The organism is Methylobacillus arboreus, from assembly GCF_020532725.1.
GTDB lineage: Bacteria > Pseudomonadota > Gammaproteobacteria > Burkholderiales > Methylophilaceae > Methylobacillus > Methylobacillus arboreus.
The window spans coordinates 84,588-102,134 of the sequence record NZ_JAJAVC010000003.1 but is presented as its reverse complement, the minus strand read 5'-3'; the positions used below and the strand labels follow the sequence as shown (position 1 = coordinate 102,134).

At 48.0% G+C, this 17,547-nt stretch carries 16 protein-coding genes and 1 tRNA gene; 2 read left to right on the top strand and 15 right to left on the bottom strand.

Annotated features, from left to right (window positions below; translation table 11 throughout):
* Positions 1-8 precede the first annotated feature (8 nt).
* From epsE to LG198_RS00455, 9 genes are all read right to left on the bottom strand, one after another.
* Positions 9-806 carry a polysaccharide export protein EpsE gene (gene epsE / locus LG198_RS00495; protein ID WP_230341219.1) on the bottom strand — a complete coding sequence of 266 codons (798 nt, stop codon included), beginning with the start codon at positions 804-806 and terminating at the stop codon, positions 9-11.
* A 38-nt stretch (positions 807-844) separates the two neighbouring features.
* Positions 845-1,816, bottom strand: a complete 972-nt coding sequence (locus LG198_RS00490; protein WP_230341218.1) for an EpsD family peptidyl-prolyl cis-trans isomerase — start codon at positions 1,814-1,816, stop codon at positions 845-847.
* A 38-nt stretch (positions 1,817-1,854) separates the two neighbouring features.
* Positions 1,855-3,240 (bottom strand): undecaprenyl-phosphate glucose phosphotransferase, encoded by a 1,386-nt coding sequence (locus LG198_RS00485; protein ID WP_230341217.1) that lies wholly within the window; start codon positions 3,238-3,240, stop codon positions 1,855-1,857.
* A 10-nt stretch (positions 3,241-3,250) separates the two neighbouring features.
* The gene (gene epsL / locus LG198_RS00480) at positions 3,251-4,471 is read right to left on the bottom strand and encodes an XrtB/PEP-CTERM-associated polysaccharide biosynthesis outer membrane protein EpsL (RefSeq protein WP_230341216.1); all 1,221 of its coding nucleotides are present in this window, start codon (positions 4,469-4,471) and stop codon (positions 3,251-3,253) included.
* 18 nt (positions 4,472-4,489) lie between these two features.
* Positions 4,490-5,167: a CAAX prenyl protease-related protein gene (locus LG198_RS00475; RefSeq protein ID WP_230341215.1), complete on the bottom strand. Its 678-nt coding sequence runs from the start codon at positions 5,165-5,167 to the stop codon at positions 4,490-4,492.
* A gap of 145 nt (positions 5,168-5,312) precedes the next feature.
* Positions 5,313-6,143 carry a PEP-CTERM sorting domain-containing protein gene (locus LG198_RS00470; RefSeq protein WP_230341214.1) on the bottom strand — a complete coding sequence of 277 codons (831 nt, stop codon included), beginning with the start codon at positions 6,141-6,143 and terminating at the stop codon, positions 5,313-5,315.
* Between the two features lie 119 nt (positions 6,144-6,262).
* Entirely contained in the window at positions 6,263-7,084 is an 822-nt protein-coding gene (locus LG198_RS00465; protein ID WP_230341213.1) for a PEP-CTERM sorting domain-containing protein, read from the bottom strand.
* Positions 7,085-7,448: 364 nt separating this feature from the next.
* Complete coding sequence (locus LG198_RS00460; protein ID WP_230342029.1) at positions 7,449-10,019, bottom strand: TonB-dependent receptor; 2,571 nt, start codon at positions 10,017-10,019, stop codon at positions 7,449-7,451.
* 335 nt (positions 10,020-10,354) lie between these two features.
* A tRNA-Val gene (locus tag LG198_RS00455) sits at positions 10,355-10,431 on the bottom strand.
* A 142-nt stretch (positions 10,432-10,573) separates the two neighbouring features.
* Between LG198_RS00455 and LG198_RS00450 the strand changes: the two genes are divergently transcribed.
* Positions 10,574-11,212 carry a 2OG-Fe(II) oxygenase gene (locus LG198_RS00450; RefSeq protein ID WP_230341212.1) on the top strand — a complete coding sequence of 213 codons (639 nt, stop codon included), beginning with the start codon at positions 10,574-10,576 and terminating at the stop codon, positions 11,210-11,212.
* Positions 11,209-12,711: a pyridoxal phosphate-dependent decarboxylase family protein gene (locus LG198_RS00445; protein WP_230341211.1), complete on the top strand. Its 1,503-nt coding sequence runs from the start codon at positions 11,209-11,211 to the stop codon at positions 12,709-12,711. Before LG198_RS00450 ends, LG198_RS00445 begins: the two co-directional genes overlap by 4 nt.
* Before the next feature lie 12 nt (positions 12,712-12,723).
* On the opposite strand, the gene LG198_RS00440 is transcribed toward LG198_RS00445, so the two are convergent.
* Genes LG198_RS00440 through LG198_RS00415 form a run of 6 tightly spaced genes read right to left on the bottom strand, consistent with a single transcriptional unit; the run spans position 12,724 to position 17,410 of the window.
* Complete coding sequence (locus LG198_RS00440; RefSeq protein ID WP_230341210.1) at positions 12,724-13,227, bottom strand: SRPBCC family protein; 504 nt, start codon at positions 13,225-13,227, stop codon at positions 12,724-12,726.
* Positions 13,224-14,201, bottom strand: coding sequence for a vWA domain-containing protein (locus LG198_RS00435; protein ID WP_230341209.1), 978 nt, complete (start codon positions 14,199-14,201; stop codon positions 13,224-13,226). Before LG198_RS00435 ends, LG198_RS00440 begins: the two co-directional genes overlap by 4 nt.
* Before the next feature lie 44 nt (positions 14,202-14,245).
* Positions 14,246-14,818, bottom strand: coding sequence for a hypothetical protein (locus tag LG198_RS00430; protein WP_230341208.1), 573 nt, complete (start codon positions 14,816-14,818; stop codon positions 14,246-14,248).
* Positions 14,803-15,804 carry a vWA domain-containing protein gene (locus LG198_RS00425; RefSeq protein WP_230341207.1) on the bottom strand — a complete coding sequence of 334 codons (1,002 nt, stop codon included), beginning with the start codon at positions 15,802-15,804 and terminating at the stop codon, positions 14,803-14,805. Before LG198_RS00425 ends, LG198_RS00430 begins: the two co-directional genes overlap by 16 nt.
* On the bottom strand, positions 15,801-16,673 hold the full coding sequence (locus LG198_RS00420) for a hypothetical protein (RefSeq protein ID WP_230341206.1): 873 nt from the start codon (positions 16,671-16,673) through the stop codon (positions 15,801-15,803). Before LG198_RS00420 ends, LG198_RS00425 begins: the two co-directional genes overlap by 4 nt.
* Positions 16,673-17,410, bottom strand: a complete 738-nt coding sequence (locus LG198_RS00415) for a DUF58 domain-containing protein (protein ID WP_230341205.1) — start codon at positions 17,408-17,410, stop codon at positions 16,673-16,675. Before LG198_RS00415 ends, LG198_RS00420 begins: the two co-directional genes overlap by 1 nt.
* Positions 17,411-17,547 lie beyond the last annotated feature (137 nt).

Below are 17,547 nucleotides of genomic sequence, written 5' to 3'. Positions count from 1 at the left end.
TTAAACTTTTAGAAGAAGCTTTCCTTGATGTAAACAACATCATTTTGTTGAATCAGGTCATCATGCTTTGCCTTAATGACTTCGATAGAACCACTCTCATTTTGCCTCTTCAAAACAACACCCTTTTCTGTTCCGCGCATGGTGAGACCACCACCTACTGACAAAGCTTGCAGAACGGTCATGTTATGTTCTAGGCGATACTGACCAGGACGTTGCACCTCACCATAGATATAAAACTTCGGTGAACGTTCAACGTAAACAATATCGCCGCCCTTGATCTCGATGTTGTTGTCCAGATTTCCACTACGCATCATATCGGCGATGTCGATAGTGGTACGTGTGGTCTTGTCATTGACTTTCTGAACAATCGTAATGATGTCGGCACCATCTGGAGCAATGCCACCCGCCAATGCCAATACATCTGCCAGTGTCCGTGCACTATCTAGGGGATAGCGGCCAGGGCGACCAACTTGACCAAGTACCGAAGCCTGAAGGCTTTGCAACTGTGCAACAATGATGCTGACATGAGGATTTTTGAGATAGCCTCCTGTCTCCAACATATTTGCAATTTTCTTTTCTGCCTCAGCCGGCGTTCCACCGCCCACATGCACAGCCCCAATCAGCGGATAAGTAATTGTGCCTGAATCACTCACCCTTACTTCAAGAGAAAGATCTGGTTGCTCAAATACCGACACCTTCAAAATATCTCCCGGGCCCAGCAATACATCATCGGCCGCAAAAGAAACAGAAGATAAAAACAAGAATGTTAGAACTAGAGAAAAAAAGCTTTTATATAATTTATTCATAATAGTTCAGCCATAATTAAACGTTGAAATTTTGTTGCTTACTTCAGACCCTTGACGCCGCTTGCAATGTCATCATTTTTTTCAGGTACTTTCTCCGAGGCAGAAGCATTCTTACTGTTATCAGTACCGGATTTTTGATTACTTGAATCATCCACAACCTTTGGACTTAAATACTCAATCTTTGCTTGCTCTCGCAGTTGCTTGATTTCTGCCTCTCCAACTTCTTTTCGTTTTTTATTCAGCAATGTCTGCTCAATTTGCGGTGTTGCATCAGCAAGCGATACTGGACTATCCTTCACACTATCCATCAAAACCAACATTGTTCTTGGCCCCATGCCAATTACAAAAAGCTGACCTTTTCTAGCATCATTTAATCTTTCAGAAATTTGCGGGGGTAATTCCGCAATGCTACGAGCCACCTCACCGCGATCATACTGGATACCTTTCGTATCCAGCCAAGCTGCCACTTCCTGCAAGGTTTTGAACCCACCAAGCGCAGCTTTAAATTCATCACTGATATAACGTGAATCTATTAACAATTGCTCCATTTCAACTAACTTACGCTCCGCGAACAACGCAGGATTGTCTTTGTAGAAGGACTCAACCTCACTATTTCCAGGTTTAGTGACACTTGCGACCTTAGCTTGCAAATAAGCCTGAGCAACAATTTGCGATTTAGCTCTCTCAATGGCTTGCATCACATTAGGATCGCGATCAACCTTAGCCTTGAGTGCAGCCTGCTCAAGTAATTGCCTATCGATAAGTGCATTAAGAATTTGCTTTGATGCTGCATCTTTTTGCGCCGCTTGAATATTCGCGCGCGCCAACTCCTCATTGAGTTGATGAACCGTAATCTCTTTACCGTTTACACTGACAAGTGACTGACTAGCTTTAGCTTCTCGCCCCTTATCACCACAGCCTGCCAAACCAACACTAATGATGGCGCACACTAATGCACCTGCACTAAGTTTTGGCCACTTATTCATTGCATTCCCGCGTTGTGTCTTCAACGTACAATCTCCTCAAAATCCAGTGGTGCCACCATTAATTAATAAGCGTTGTCTTTTTTAAATACAACCAAAACCGTCCTGACGATAATCCAAAAGTCAAATGCTAATGACCAATGTCGAAGGTAATCTAGATCGTATTCAATACGAGCTTCCATCTTGTCCAATGTTTCCGTTTCACCACGTAAGCCATTTACTTGAGCCCACCCAGTAATTCCAGGCTTAACCTTATGTCGCAACATATAGCCCCGAATCAGCTTTCTATATTGCTCATTATGAGCAATGGCATGTGGACGTGGTCCAACTATACTCATTTGCCCTTGTAGCACATTGATAAATTGGGGCAACTCATCAAGCGAGTTCTTCCGCAAAAACCCGCCAATAGGGGTTAACCGCTGGTCGCGCTTTTGCGCTTGGACAACCTTATCGCCATCCTCCATTACCGTCATGGAACGAAACTTATAAACAATAATTTCTTCACCATTCAAGCCGTAACGCCGCTGCTTGAAAATTATAGGGCCTTTTGATGTCAGTTTCACAGCCAATGCAATCGCCAACATAAAAGGGGAAAGCATTAACAGGATAAGTGAGGCAAGAATAATGTCACTAGTCCGTTTGATTAAACTGTTAAAACCTGTGAAAGGACTTTCACAGATTGCCACCACAGGTACACCAGCCACATCATCAAACCGGGCTTGTACCAGGTCAAAAATGTAGATATCTGGAACAAAGTATATAGACGCCGTTGTATCCTGAAGCTCTTCAAACAACTGCCTAATTCGTGGCTGTGCGGACATTGGCAAACTGATAAAAATAATCTGGGTATTGTTAGCGCGCACATAGGGGGCAATATCCCCCATTGAGCCAAGCAAAGGTATATTACGCATACCTTTGGGATGACGGGTTACCTCTCGGTCATCAAACAGGCCCTTAATGTTCATAAATAAGTAAGGATCATCGTTAATACGGTTAACAAGACGCACACCAATATCATTTGCACCCACAATTACAACTGAACGCACCTCTCCATTTTTGTGCAAGTCTGAGGCAATCTTACGAATTGCCAAATGCGCCATAATAAAAATGGCTGGTACACAAACAAACCAAATATAAATCATTTCATCTAAATACTGGCTGGAGAGATCTGCGGCATACCCAATGAATAACAGTACAGCAACCACAATTGCCCACCCAAAAAGGATGTCTCGAATATATCCCAAGACTTTTCCACTGCGCCAAGTGCGATACAGATCAAGGCGCTCATAGACATTAGATGAAACAAAATAAGCTAATAGCGCCAAAATCAGGTAATAGCCATTAAATGGCTCGCCATACAGGAGAGTGAATCCATACAACGTCCCCAAAATAACAAGAGGATCAAGCAGCTGCTTAAAAAAAGCGACTAAAGGAATATCATTAACTGTCATTTAATCACCATTAAAATTCGTATTGCCCAGTGATTGAGATACTTGTAGAAGTAAATTCTGCTCCACTTAAATTGGAGTCTCGTTTAACCCTACGCAATGATGAGTTTATAGAGAATGACTGGGTCGGCCTATATGTCATATTCAAAGCAGCAGTTTTATTTTTATCTACGCGCTCTTGATTAAACAGCAAATCACCTTTGAAATCCATTTCTTCATAACGCAATGCGCCCTGTAATGAAATTTTACTGGTAGCAAGCCAATTTACCGCCGTACTTAAACCTCTATTCTGAGTATAAGTAGTAGTTACAAATGACCGGGCATTATTATCCTGCCATGCACTAAAGCCAAAATTAGTTTTGCCTGTCATCGAATACCGATAATCAAGGCGCGAGTTCCATACTCTGAAATCGCGCTGAGATAGATCATCATGCTTTCGCTCGACAATACCCCCAAGAAAATCAATATGGGACTTACCACTAAATTTCCATTGCACACGAGCTTTAATTTCATTCTGATCATAGCTATTATCAATCAGAAAAATCCCAAACCGCTGTGCTACTGGCCTATCCCCACGGGCATGTCGATAAACAATCCCAATCAAATCGTCATCAGTGGCAAGATAATCTATCCCCACATTTTGTGATGTTTCATTTAAAGCCGCAGCACGCTGTTCAGTAGCACTGTACTCGACATCGTAGTCAGCCACACCTGTGCGCAACTGCCAACTAGGATGGAATCTCCAAATCAACTCAAATATTTTTCGATTTTCAGTTCTTAAGTTCTGCGTAATACCTCTAAAATCAGAAAAAGGCACCAAGGCCTCTTTGTGAAATCCTTCAATTTTCCCATGCAACCTGCTACCTAACTGCCAATCCCACCTTGCAGTCGCGGTCTTACCATCGTTATCAAGCTCTGTTGCACGATCAAATTTGGTTTTATTAACATTCACATCAACATAAAAATTTTGTTGACTAATTTTCTTATCGAGAATAATACCGACTTGGCTTTGAATAAAAGTGTCTGAACGATCACGCCGACCTGTGGCAGCCAAGGATCGTTCCTCAGTGCTAAATCTACGTAAATTACTATCATAAAAATAAGTTGCACTCGCGTAAGGCCGTATGACATCCCCTTCCGCTGCCCACGCAACAGAATCAACAACTGCGACCTTACAACTAATGGCCAGAGCAAGAGCTGTTTTTTTTAAATTGATTGAGTGAGGTAACCGCAAAGAATACTTTCCCAATTATTACCAGTAATACCAGTTACCGGTGTAAATGACCCAAATCCCCAATATGCCATTAGTCACCGCATGGGCGATGATCGGCATCCATAAATTTCCGCTACGTATATAAAGCAAACCATATGCCAACCCAGCAATCAGACCAGCAAGCCATTCCGTGTGCTCTATAGCAAATAATACGGATGAAACCAGCAAAGCTATGAATCCTACCTGCTGCGGCTCGACTTTGAGGAAGTTCTGATTTTGAATCCAGCGCATCAAGAATGACCGCCAGAATAACTCTTCCATTAAGGGCACAACTAATGCCGCCCCCATCACTCTTGTCGCCATTAGCAGACAGGCTTCTAACCCACTACCTGGATTAAACCCTTCAGATTGATCGCCGAGCAACATCCATGGCGCATCCAGATTTATCCAGGCGATAAATACTAACACACCTATTACGACCGCGCTCAGCCACAACTTTAAACTCAATAGGGATAACTTAGTAAGCTCCACATAGTGTTTACGCAAAGTCCAAAGCAATAAGGCAACCAAGACTACCTTGACGCCATAAAGCCATCGCACATCCAGGCCTGCTGGGCCGAACTGGACGACCAAATCCACTGCAGCCATGAACAGCATATATAATGCAAATGGCGCAACACGGCTCAACCAGGCTGGATCTAGTTTAGAGAGAAACATTAGTTTGAAGATGAATTAATCTTGTACATGATACAAAACTTTACCCACAAATGATATAAATTCTCATTTGAGTAGTCCGTTTGGGCTAAAAAATAAGTCGGCATAAAGCCGACTTATTAAATATTACTGGGCTACTGCTATAAATTTATGACAAGTCTTTGTTTTTGCGACGACGCGCAACAAATCCCATCATACCCAAACCAATCAACATCAGCGCATATTCAGATGGCTCAGGTACAGCAGCGACACGGAAACCACTCAGCCAGATTTCTTGGCCTACGCGGCCACCTTCGCTGGTAGAGGCACCCTGAATGATACCAATAGCATTGCTACCAAACACATAGGTGTACTGGGATGCATCCACGCTCAGGAAATAGATTCCGGAATTGGGGTTGTTTTCACCGATGCTGACATCGGTACGAATCGCTACCTTATCCAAGTCTAAGTAAGCGCCCGCAGCTGCAGCTGTTGCATTATACGAAGCTACATAGCCGGAACGGGATGGGTCACGCAAGCGATAGCCATCTTCAGCGCCACTATAAATGCCTTCAGCGAAATACCAAGCGGCAGAGATAGTGTCAACGTCAGAGAATCCGGTGCGGACAATGGAGTTGATTTCAGAGATACCGCCACCGCCATGGATATTGCCTGTGGGGTAGTTAGGCAACAACTGGAAGTAACTGCCGATAATCAGTTGGTTGGTCGTTGCATCAATCCATACAGTGTCAATAAAGTTACCAACCTGAATACTATTGTTGATAGGAGAGTATACAGCTGTAGTAATGGAGGCTTGCTGAGCCCAGCCGGAGGGAATACCGCCGGTCAGGAAGAATGGATCAGTAAGCACATTGTTGACGCTGCCTGGAGTACGTTCACCTGTGTTCAGGACATCGACAAAACCACCAGCATAGACACTGCTGACACTCACAAGAGTCAGTGCAGCACCAACAATAGCTTGTTTGAATACTTGTTGCATTTTAAGAATCCCCTCTAATATTGAGTCATTGCCTTATGAACAGGCAATGACTCTGTTCTTGATTAAACTACTTTCTCCATAGTGCTCGGCATGATTACTTACGCCAAGCGGCCTGGCCATTAAGCCAGATTCTGTTTTTTGCGACGTGAAGCCACAAAACCAACCACACCAAGGCCCAGCAGCATCAGTGCATATTCCGATGGTTCAGGCACTGCAGCCACTGTTGGAACAAACCCACCGATAAAGCCACCAACCACCGCCTGACCTTCTTCACCAGCTTGGTAATAACCAATTGCCTTGTCACCAAATGCGTAATCTGTGGCATCGGTCTTGACTAGGAAGAGGCCACTATATGGATTCCCTTCACTTACACTGATATCAGATTTCTGACGTACTGCATCTGCATCATATGCAACCGTGGAACTAAACGAGTAGTCATCAGTGCGCCCCGTTTCATACAAACGCAAGTCATAATCGGACAGGAACAACCATGCGGCAGAAGTTTCATATCCTTCAAAGCCGTAACGGTAGAGGAAGTTCACTTCTTGGTTGTTGTTGATTTGGTTGATATAACGAGTACCGAATACCAGAGAGTTGTCGCTGCTATCACGGAACACAAAGTCATAAACAGTTGCCTGGGCCACGCCTGGCAGCAATTCAACACCCGTATTGATACGGTAGTCCAACAAAGTAAGAACGCCACTGCCAGAGTTTGCCGAATAGGAAATAGAAGTGGCAATCAACTGGCTTGGGTGGCTGCTATAGCCATCCAACCATGTAAAGCTAGTTGCATCCAGATACAAAGGATCCCTGAACGGATTATTGGCGCCAACGATCAAACCGCCATTTGCCGCATTGAGATTCGCCAAATCATCGCGCAAAGTCACAAAGTCACCCGCATATGCCGATGACGCTGTGACCAGCATGGCAGCAATTGCCATAGACCTTAATTTCATCATCAATCTCCTTTTTGTTTATTAATGATTCAGCCTCTATGAACGAGGCCGCATCCCGAGACAGCTCGCAATGTAGCCATCACATAGCCTCTACTGCAAAATCCAGGCCCAATCAGGAATAAAAATGAAGGCGGAACGAGAAGGAGAAATTAAGTGGGAGCAACAAAATATTTACAAATCATTTACATATGGCTTATTTTCAGCAGGAAGGTGTGAAACAAAATAGGCAAAAATTAGTCCGAATGGACTAATAATCAAGACTTTTGGAGCCGTAATTAACCAGCCGTATTTACATTTATTCCGGTTATAAACAACCAATGCGGCTATCTACAACCACCAACAACCAACTCTATTTCTGGGTATTGGAATCTGCAGCGAATTTCTTCCAGTTCAGGTCGAAAGCGAGACCGATCCATATGGCCCGTGGTGCCCCTGGCCCGATAAATGTGGTGTTCTGCCACTGGGTAGTATCAGAATTAAAAACTCCGCCTGACCCAAAAGGGCTGCGTCCCAAATCCCCGGCTGTGGAATATTCCTTGTTGAAAATATTGTCAGCTTTGACAAAGAGGGTCATGCCATAATCAAACTTGTATGTAGCCCGCAGGTTGAATATGGCATAACCAGGAATGGCTCCCTTGCCAATATAGTCATAAGGATCGGCATTGGAGCATCCGCTTAATGTGCAATACTGGGCATCAGTTGCCGAACGTGGCCGATGCTCATTATTCTCGTTGCCACGCACATATGAAAATGAATGCATGATCATGTTCAAGGTGGCATCGAACCTGTCGTTGAATTGATAATTCCAGTTGGCCTGTACAATATGCCGTGGCATTCCCGATAAGCTATCCCCTGGCTCGATATTTACATAAGATTGCAATGTCTGCGGGGCAGTATTGCTGCTGTTGTTGGGGTTAATCGCATTGGCTGGAGATTCAAACGTCGCCAATAAATACGTGTAATTAATCCCGAGCCGGCTTCTGCCTATTTCCGCCTTGAAGCCCATTTCAACCCCCTGGCGCAGGGTTTCACCAAAGTTATCGAACACGCCACGGTTTTTACGTCCCAGAGGCATGAATAAAATATCGTTTTTAAGTTCTGTTCTGAAAAAACCAACATTCCAGATAATTCCGTCATGCCTCCCGCGCACACCAGCTTCATATGAAGTTGATCGCACCTGCTTCAGGTAAGGATCGGCAGATAATGAAGTAGGAATCGAACATCCATATTGAAAATTGGTACTACCAGGCTCATTGTCCCTGGTATGGTCACGCGCGCACCCAAGCTCAACGATGGTCGGAATGCGCGCACCGCGGCTGATATTTCCATAAAGGCTAAGACTCTCGATAGCCTCCCAGACTATCCCAATAGATGGATTAAAGCTTTTGTACTTGTAATCTCCATCCGTACAAACAAAACGAGCAAAAGTTTCAAAAGGATCGCCAGGAAGCGGGCAACGTTGTCTTCTGGGATCCAGTAACCGACCGCTATTCCCATTAATCGGGTTTGCAGGATTGATTTCGAACTGATAAAGATCATTGCCAAAATCAGACATCAATTCATTCACTACGTGCGACCAGTTAAACCTCGTGCCATAAGTGATGTGCAGATTGTCCTTGGGAGACCAAGTATCACTAAAAAATAAGCTTTTGGTTGTGCTATGTCCTTTAAGGTCATTACGCAATACAGGATACTTTGCCGCATACAACCCATCCCAGTAATACCCCTCATCCCTGACCGGGTTGACTTGACGGTCACCATCAATCTCGCCGTACATTTCCTGCTGCCTGAATTTGACCTTGTTCTTATCAAAGCTCCCGCCAAATACTATTTGATGGTTACCGGCATCCCATGCCGCCTGTAGGGTAATGCCAACACTATCTTGGTTCAGATCAGAAAGATTAAATCGCCCATTGATGTAATCAATATTCAACCGGCCAACAAGCTGCTGATACTCATCATAAAAATCGCCGTTCATGGCAGACTGGTTCATCTTACGTTTATATGCCAAGGCGGAAATTACGAAATTGTCACTCACATCCCAGCGCCCATTCAGGTTGTAGTGATCAAGCTTGTTGCTCGACTCATCCGGCGAAGTAAACACCCATTTGCGGTTGACTTCTGCCATTTCAAAAGGCACCAAGCCATTGCCAGTCAATGCTGTATCCACATTGAGCGCGCTCAGGTTGATTTCGCCTTTTGGCAACTTCAAGGTAGCGTTGTTGTATAACTGGCGAAGATTGCTAGGCGAATTCCGGCGCCAGCCATCTTCCTCGAAATGGTTATAGGCGGTAAACAAGCCCAGAACGCCGTTATTGATACCATTGGAAAGCTGCATCTGTTGGCGCCCCCAGGCACCTCCAATGACTTCCCCACGGGCGAAATTATCAGTGAACCCGGTCTTGGTGCGAATTGCCAGTGCCCCACCCAGGGTATTCAAGCCGAACAACGGACTGGAACCAGGCAGCAGATCCATGGAGGCAATCGCATTCATGGGCAGCAAGTCCCAGTTCACTACATCGCCGAATGCTTCATTGACCCGCACGCCGTCCAGATAGACTGAGATTCCCTGCGGGGTGCCGATCATCGGCGAGGCGGTGAATCCGCGAAAGTTGAGATCCTGTTGGAAAGGATTGCCTGCATAATCGTTGATGCTCACCGACTGCATGTTGTTGTTCATGAATTCGGTGATATTGATCGCGCGCGACTCTGCGATTTCTTTTCCCGTCGCGCTCTGGATATTGGTTGCAGCCTGTTCCCGATCTATGCCGACACCAGGCAGTGGACTGACAATACGCACGCGTGGCGCCCTGATCACGATTTCCTCAACCCTGATCGCAGGTTCGGGCACCGCATTACCTTCAGCTACGTCGGGCTCGAGATCATCGCCTTCAGCCGCTATAGCCGCTCCTGCCAGCATCAATAATATGTACGCCACCCCAATACGGCCGGCCCAACCCAGCCTTTCTGCAACCAACACGCGCACTCCTTCTCCATGTCCATCATTTTGTTTTTTTGGTCAATACCGGCTTTATAGCCGGCTTGGAGATCAGTTCAGCAAAAGTTGAGCCATTAAGGTTAATAAACACTAACTGTTTGTTTATTAACCAAGACTACTGAACACTTAACCGGAAAACGTTCGGAGTTGGCTGTAAATAGACCAGGTGGTTACAACCATGTGGCTGTATATAGCCAATCAAGCAATAAGGAGGGAGAACAAGCAAAAAGCCACCGAGGGGGTGGCTTTGGCAATGTTGGTAGACCCGAATGGACTCGAACCATCGACCTCTGCCATGTCAAGGCAGCGCTCTAACCAGCTGAGCTACGGGTCTATTTGCTCTTGCTTGAACAAGAGAGTTGCGCATTCTAGCGCAATGCCCCTGGGTTCGCAATCCTGCCCAGCAAAAATGTGGGTGCTTCCATGCATGCACCGCACTGCCGCTATAATGGCAATACACTCGAATAAAGGCCTGTATGCTTCCTTTTCCCCACTTAAGCCACCATATTGACCAGCTCACCGAAATCATCGCCGACCAGGGCTATGCAGTCGTGCCTGAGTTCTTCCCAGCCAGTTTTATTGCAGCGCTACGGCAGGAAGCGCTAGCATTGCAAGAGGCAGGCAAGTTGCAGCGCGCTACGATAGGCAGAGCGGAAAGCAGCAAGCTGGACAACAAAATTCGTGGAGACCTGATCCATTGGCTTGATCACGCCCAGCCCAGCTCAACACAGCAGGATTTTTCCAACAGCATGGAAGCCTTGCGTGAATCATTCAACCGCCACCTCTTCCTTGGATTGTTCGAGCTTGAAAATCATTTTGCAATCTACCCGCCCGGGGCAGTTTACAACAAGCACCTGGATCAATTCCGTGGTAACGAGGAGCGCCAAATCAGTTGCATCCTCTATCTAAATGAAGACTGGAAAGAAGAATATGGCGGCCAGTTACGCCTATATCTGAATGGTAAAGAAGCCGAGCCATACATTGACATTTCCCCAACAGGCGGCACATTGGTCGTTTTCCTGTCAGGCAGATTCTGGCATGAAGTATTGCCTGCCATCCAACCACGCATCAGCCTGACCGGATGGTTCAGAAAGCGCGGATCAACTTTGCCATGACCTTAGCAGAGCTTAACCATCTATTTGACCCGGAACAGTTTCGCGTCAGTGGTCATGCGCTCATTGATTTATTGGCTGAGCAATTGACTAATCAATTAAACGGCGATGCAAGCCTGGTCAAATGGCAATCTCCGCTTGAAGCAGAACAAGCTTGGCGGCAGCCTATGCCGGAATCGCCAGAATTCAGCAATGAAGAATTCATTACCTGGCTAAAACAAGAGGTATTACCCCGCAATCTGTCCATGCATCATCCGCACAGCATGGCCCACCAAGCCGCACCGCCTTTACCAATCGCGGCACTATGTGATCTGGTCGCCGCATTAAGCAACCAGGCAATGGCTGTATATGAAACTGGTCCTGCTGCCACCCTCATAGAGCGCCAGGTCATACGCTGGCTCAACACGGCTGTTGGCTGGCCCCAAGGCGCTGGTGTGCTGACCTCGGGCGGCAGCCAAGCCAACCTCACCGCCCTACTTGCTGCAAGACAGCATATGGGGGCCAATATCTGGAATAAAGGGATGGCCGCAACGCCGCGCTTGCGTATTCTAACGTCGGAGTTTTCGCATTATTCCATCAGGCGCGCGGCCGGCATCATGGGCCTGGGTGTTGAAGCCGTCATTGCGGTAGCAGTAGATGAGCAAGGACGCATGCTGCCCCAGGCCCTGAAGCAAGCACACGAAGCATGCGCACAAAACCAAGAGCAGGTTATGGCGGTTGTTGCCACCGCGGGCTGCACTCCGACGGGCAGTATCGACCCTTTGCAGGAGATAGGAGAATACTGTCGCACGCATGGTTTATGGCTGCACATTGATGCAGCCCATGGTGCTTCTGCGTTACTGTCTGAGCAACACCGCGCAAAACTGCACGGTATGGAAATGGCGGACTCGGTAACCTGGGATGGGCACAAGCTTTTATATATGCCTGCAACAGTATCTGCTGTGTTATTTCGCGATGAAGCAGCGAGCTATAGCGCTTTCGCCCAAGATGCTTCCTACCTATTCCATGAGGAGGAGGATTCAGAAGCACGTGGTTTCAACACGAGCTATCGAACGTTGGAATGCACAAAACGCATGATGGGACTGAAGCTATTGGCTGCATTCAAGCTCTATGGCAGGCAAGGCATGGCAAGCCTGGTTGAACATGCATTTACATCAGCCGGATATTTTGCCAACCTGGTCGCCCGCACCTCGGGTTTCACGCTGCTAATGCATCCGCAAACCAATATTGTTTGTTTCCGCTATCACGGCAATAGCACTTTAACCTCAAGCTCTGCCATGTTGAATGAACTGCAGGCTAATATCCGTAAAAAGTTGCTGCACCAAGAGATGTTCCATTTAAGCCAAGTCAATATTGGCGACAACATCTGGTTACGGTGCACATTCATGAATCCATATACCCAGCAAGCACACCAGGAACAGTTGTTAAAGGCAGTTGCCTGCATGGGTGATGACTTAAGTGCAAATAGGAAAAGGGCGTTTCCGCCCTTTTTCTGTAACTAAAGCCTGGCCTGACTACTTGCCAGATTCCAAACCTGCCAGACCTGCCTTGATGAAATCATCAATGGCATTTTGTGCAGTCTCATCATCCTGACCTTCTGGAGGCTCATTGCCGGTATCAAAACGGTAGAAACGTGCCAGCCAGCTTACCTTGGAATTGCTGCCATCTGCTTCCACCTTGATACGTCCGGTTAACGAACTGACTGGCAACGCTTCCAAGGCAATCTCGCCACCAAGGCGATAAGACAAAGTCTTGTTTTCTACATCCAATTCATCCACTTGTTGCTGAATCTTGCCGCCGTTCTGCAAAGTCAGGTTGACAGTCTTGTCATCAACCGCCTCGCAAGCCTTCACCTCAGGATGCCATTTGGCAATGCCGCAAGGCTCGGCAATCTTAGCCCATACTGCGTCTGGAGCCGCCTTGACTACCACCGCCTCATCCGTTTTACGGGGAGTAGGTCCATGTGCAAATGCAGGTGCTGCAATGGCAAGGCTGAGTATTGCAATGAGTAACTTCATTTCTTCTTAAACCTCAAATGTTGTTGAACGAAATCGAAAAATCTTGGCGGCATGAAAAACGCCAAAATCAATAATAGTGCTGGCAATGCAAACCACGGCCTTAAATCGGTTTTTCCCGAGCGCCAACTTGCCATAGTGGTTGCTGTAGCATCCCGTGCAAACCCATGCAATGAATTCAGGCGTTCGTAGTTAAGACCCGTCACCTCTGCCAAATGTTTCAAAGTTTTTTCATCCAGACCGGAAAGATTGGCCTTGGTATCTTCTGCCGGATTACGCCCGTGAGGAGCGTTACGATTATGCACGCCGCTTTCCTCTACCTCCATATCCGACTCCATCTCGGCAACAGATTTTGAAGTCATAATACCGAAGGTAGCAAAACGCATTACCTCTTCCAGCTCCCAGTAGCCAATGATATTGTCGTGTTCATCCAGCTTGGGAATACGGCTAAGCTCCTCTTTGCCAGTACCCACCAATACGCCCTCCACCTCGCCAATCTTTCCTTCAAACTGAGGTAGGTAATCAGGGTTTGCCGGTGGCGCTTGATGCGCATCGGTGAAGAATGCCAGCCGGGTGTCCGGGCCAAGTTTGGCTGTCAGATCAACCGCACTAAATACCCCATGGGTAATAAATGAATCGGCAGCCCAGGCCATGCGCCAGTCCATATGGTCTATGGTTTGGTCAAGTGAAGAAAAATGCGCGCATACTTCAAGGGGCCGTACGATATTCTGGGTACCACGCTCGGTAAACATGCCCAATGCCACTGTGGAACCACAAGGCAAATCCCGCAAAGCCTCACGCATTGCCCTTTTGGAAAACTCAAGGCGACTGATGCTTTTACCGTCCAGTGTGTAATCACGAACGTTCATGCTCTGGGTAATATCCAACACGAAAAACCAATCGAACACCCGCCGTGGCAAGGTGGCATGTGGGCTCAGCATAGTGATCGCAAGCAACACTACCGTTGCCAGCATCATGCGGCCGCGCAGGTCCAGATTGGAAAAGTTCAGACGCTGCAAAATCAAGGCATCCCTCTAGGAAAACCCGGGATTGACGGCCAACCGTCAGGACGCTTTTCGTCCTCCTCTATTTCGTCGTCTTCCTCATTGTAACGATTGGGTGTTTTTACTCCGGCAAAAGACGGGGACAAACGCAACGCGAGCTCAAGATTATATTTTGCTTCAATCCAGTCAGGGTCAATGAACAAGGCCTTGCTGTAGTTTTCCTTACACAGCGACATCAAGGGCCCCACCTTATCCCAGGATACATATCCTTCGCTTTCCAGAATATCTACGCTTTGCGTCAGGTAGAGGTTGCCGGAATTAAAATAGGCCGCCTTGCGCAGGTCGTCATCTCCTTTTGCTGCAGCTTCAATGTAAAGCTCCAGCGCCTTTTCTGTTTGTCCTTGATCAGCCAGCAGCCAGGCATCTGCAAACAACTCCCGTGCAGACTTTCCTGCCTGCTGTTCTCCAGCCGCAAGCTTCTGGTTGTAAACATGTGCACGATATAAACTGACACTGCTCCAAATCAGCCCTGCCACAGCCAGCACCAGCAAAAGCAACATCCATGGGAACAGCCTTAAACGGCGCGCCATCTCTTAACCTCCGTCAGGTGTAGGGCAAACAACGCTGCGGCAGACAGCAGCGCCAGCAAATAAAACATCCAGCTCAAATCCTGCCGGGCAGCAGCCTCGAAATATTTCACTGGTTGGTTCTTGAGCTGGGAAATATCGGCAAGCGCATCTTCCACAGCTTTGGGGCTTTCTGCTTCATAAACATGATAATTCACGCCGAGTGACTTGAAATAATCATGCAGTTGATGCTCAGGGTAAGCGTCCCGGTCGTCATCGTCGAGGTTCTCCTTGAGGCTGACACCATTGGCAGAGCGTAGATAGACCCAATAAAGCGAGGCGCCCTGACGATGGAACATTTCACGCAACAAATCCTGCGTTTTTACATCCAGATGCGCACCACCATCAGAAACCAGCAAAATCGCACGGGCACCGGTCACAGGCCGGCCTTCAAAATAATCCAGCCCCATGCCGAGACCACGCGCCACCGCAGTAAAGCCCATACCACCGGCTTCAGTGGCACGCAGTGCAGCCAAAACAGCTTCACGATCGCCACCCAAGGGAGCAACCAGAATAGGAGAAGTACTAAATGTCACCATCCCAAGCAAATCTTCTCGGCTTTGAGCAACAAACGATTGCAGCACCCGCCGGGCTGCTGCCATTTTCGATTCGCTGTCACTTTTAGCCGTATCGGCAAAACTGTCGTTCATACTGGCGCTGCGATCCAGCACAATCATGACGTGGGCGCCACGCCCAACCTTCTCCAGTTGTTGTTCTCCCCAGTAGGGGCCAGACAGTGCAATTGCCGTTGCAGCAATCGCCAATGCCCCTGCCCAGCGCCAGAAACGCTCAATCCATAAGGAAAGCTCATCTTCCGGCAGGCGCGAAATGGCAGGATAAGGAAATGCGGCATGCCCACGCACCAGCAATGGCACCAAGGCGAGCAGCAACAACACCAGCCAGCCTGGCGACTGTAAGCCAGCCCCTGCAGTTTGGAGAAACTCGCTCACGGCGTCTCCATCAGGCTCAACTGGCGTGCCAGTTTTTCCACCTCTGCCTGGGTGATCGTGTCTGCCTTGCCGGCAAAAAACATCTCGTGGGAAGCCACAAAAAATTGCTCTATGGTTGCCTGGAACTGTTGCATCTCAGGATGCCTGACAAAAAACTGCTTGAGTTCCTCTTGCGTCACCGCCATTTGTGCATAGTCATTAAATGCGCGGCTCAATACACGCACGGAAGCCTGCACACCATTCTCCTGTGTGCGGAGACTGCGGATTTCCCGCGCAGCATGGCGGAAAGGCTTGGCATGCTGCTCCCTGAAAGGCAGCCAATCAAATCGCCAGGCAAAATAAAGAACCGCTACCAATAACCCAATCACCGACCAGCCCAACTGTTGCAGGATAGGTTTCAGTGGCTGCAAATGCGGCTCAATCGCCGCACGCGGTGTTGCCTGCTCTTTAGTCAGCATGGTAGGCAGCATTGGCGCCATCAACACTTCAGCTGCGTGCAACCTGGCTACCAATATCTCGTCACCTTTGCGGAACTGCAATTCCAGGTCACGCAGTGGAATGAGTCTGACATCTCTCAACGCGCGGAACACCTGCCAGTCAAACAATAGAATATGCTTGACGCCCTGAGCCGTACTCTCAGTCTCGTGAGTAAGCTCGCGTAGCTCGATATGCGCCCCTGCCCCCCTGCGTTTCGGCAAGGAGCCTTCATCCAATTGGAAACCTTCAGGCGTCACCACCTCGACCCGCTGCTCCACAACGTCACCCACGCGGTAACCTATGTCGCGCACAAAAGACTGGGCATTAATACTTTTTTCCGCAGCAACAGCAGGCAAGCTCAGAAATAACAAAGACAAGATCAGATGTCGCATCAACCAGCCTCCAAAAGATGACGCGTCAGCAAACCAGCATCAAATTTATCTTCAATAAAAAATGGAGCCCGAGCACCGAATTTACGACATAGCGTCTTCAGCTCATTCCTACGCGCGAGATACCTTTGCTCGATTTCCCGCTTAAGGCTGCGCCGCAAGAATATGGAGCGGTCGCCCCCACCTTCCATATCCCTGACCCGTGCCCAGCCCCAGTCAGGCAGATCGCGATATTCACTGCTATCCCAAAGCACCAGCGGCACCACGTCATGAGTAGAAAAACTTGCCAACGTGCTATTCAACAAAGCTTCGTCCAGGTGAAAATCAGAAATCAGAAAAACCAATGATCGACTTGGGCGCATTTGCTCGATCGCGCACGGCAAGCCTTTGGCTCCGGATTGCGGGCGAATTTCCGCGCTTAGTATTTTTTTATGTGACTCCTGAGCCAAGCCGCGCCGTCCGGAAGGGGGAATAAACAAATCCTGCCGCACCGCATCATCACAAGCCAGTAATGAAAACGCGTCACCATGGCGCGTGCTGGACCAAGCAATCGCAGCAGTAATATCGGCAAGCAAACGTTTCTTCTCGGCATTGCCGGCAAAACGCATGGAGGCGGACACATCCAGCAGGGCATAGACCACAATTGCCCCGCGCTCAAAAAATGAGCGCACGACATAGCGCCGGGGAATCACGCGAAGACTCGCGCGCAAATCCAGGCGGCGCGGGTCAGGGTTATCCATGAAGGATACATGCCCGGCAAAATCCGCCCCGCTGCCGGGAGTACGGGTTGCATGGGCACCTGGCTGGGCACCGCGAGCGCGCCAGCGCAGGTGATAATAGAATTCCTGTGGTGTAAAACTTGCCAAAATAACGCTTG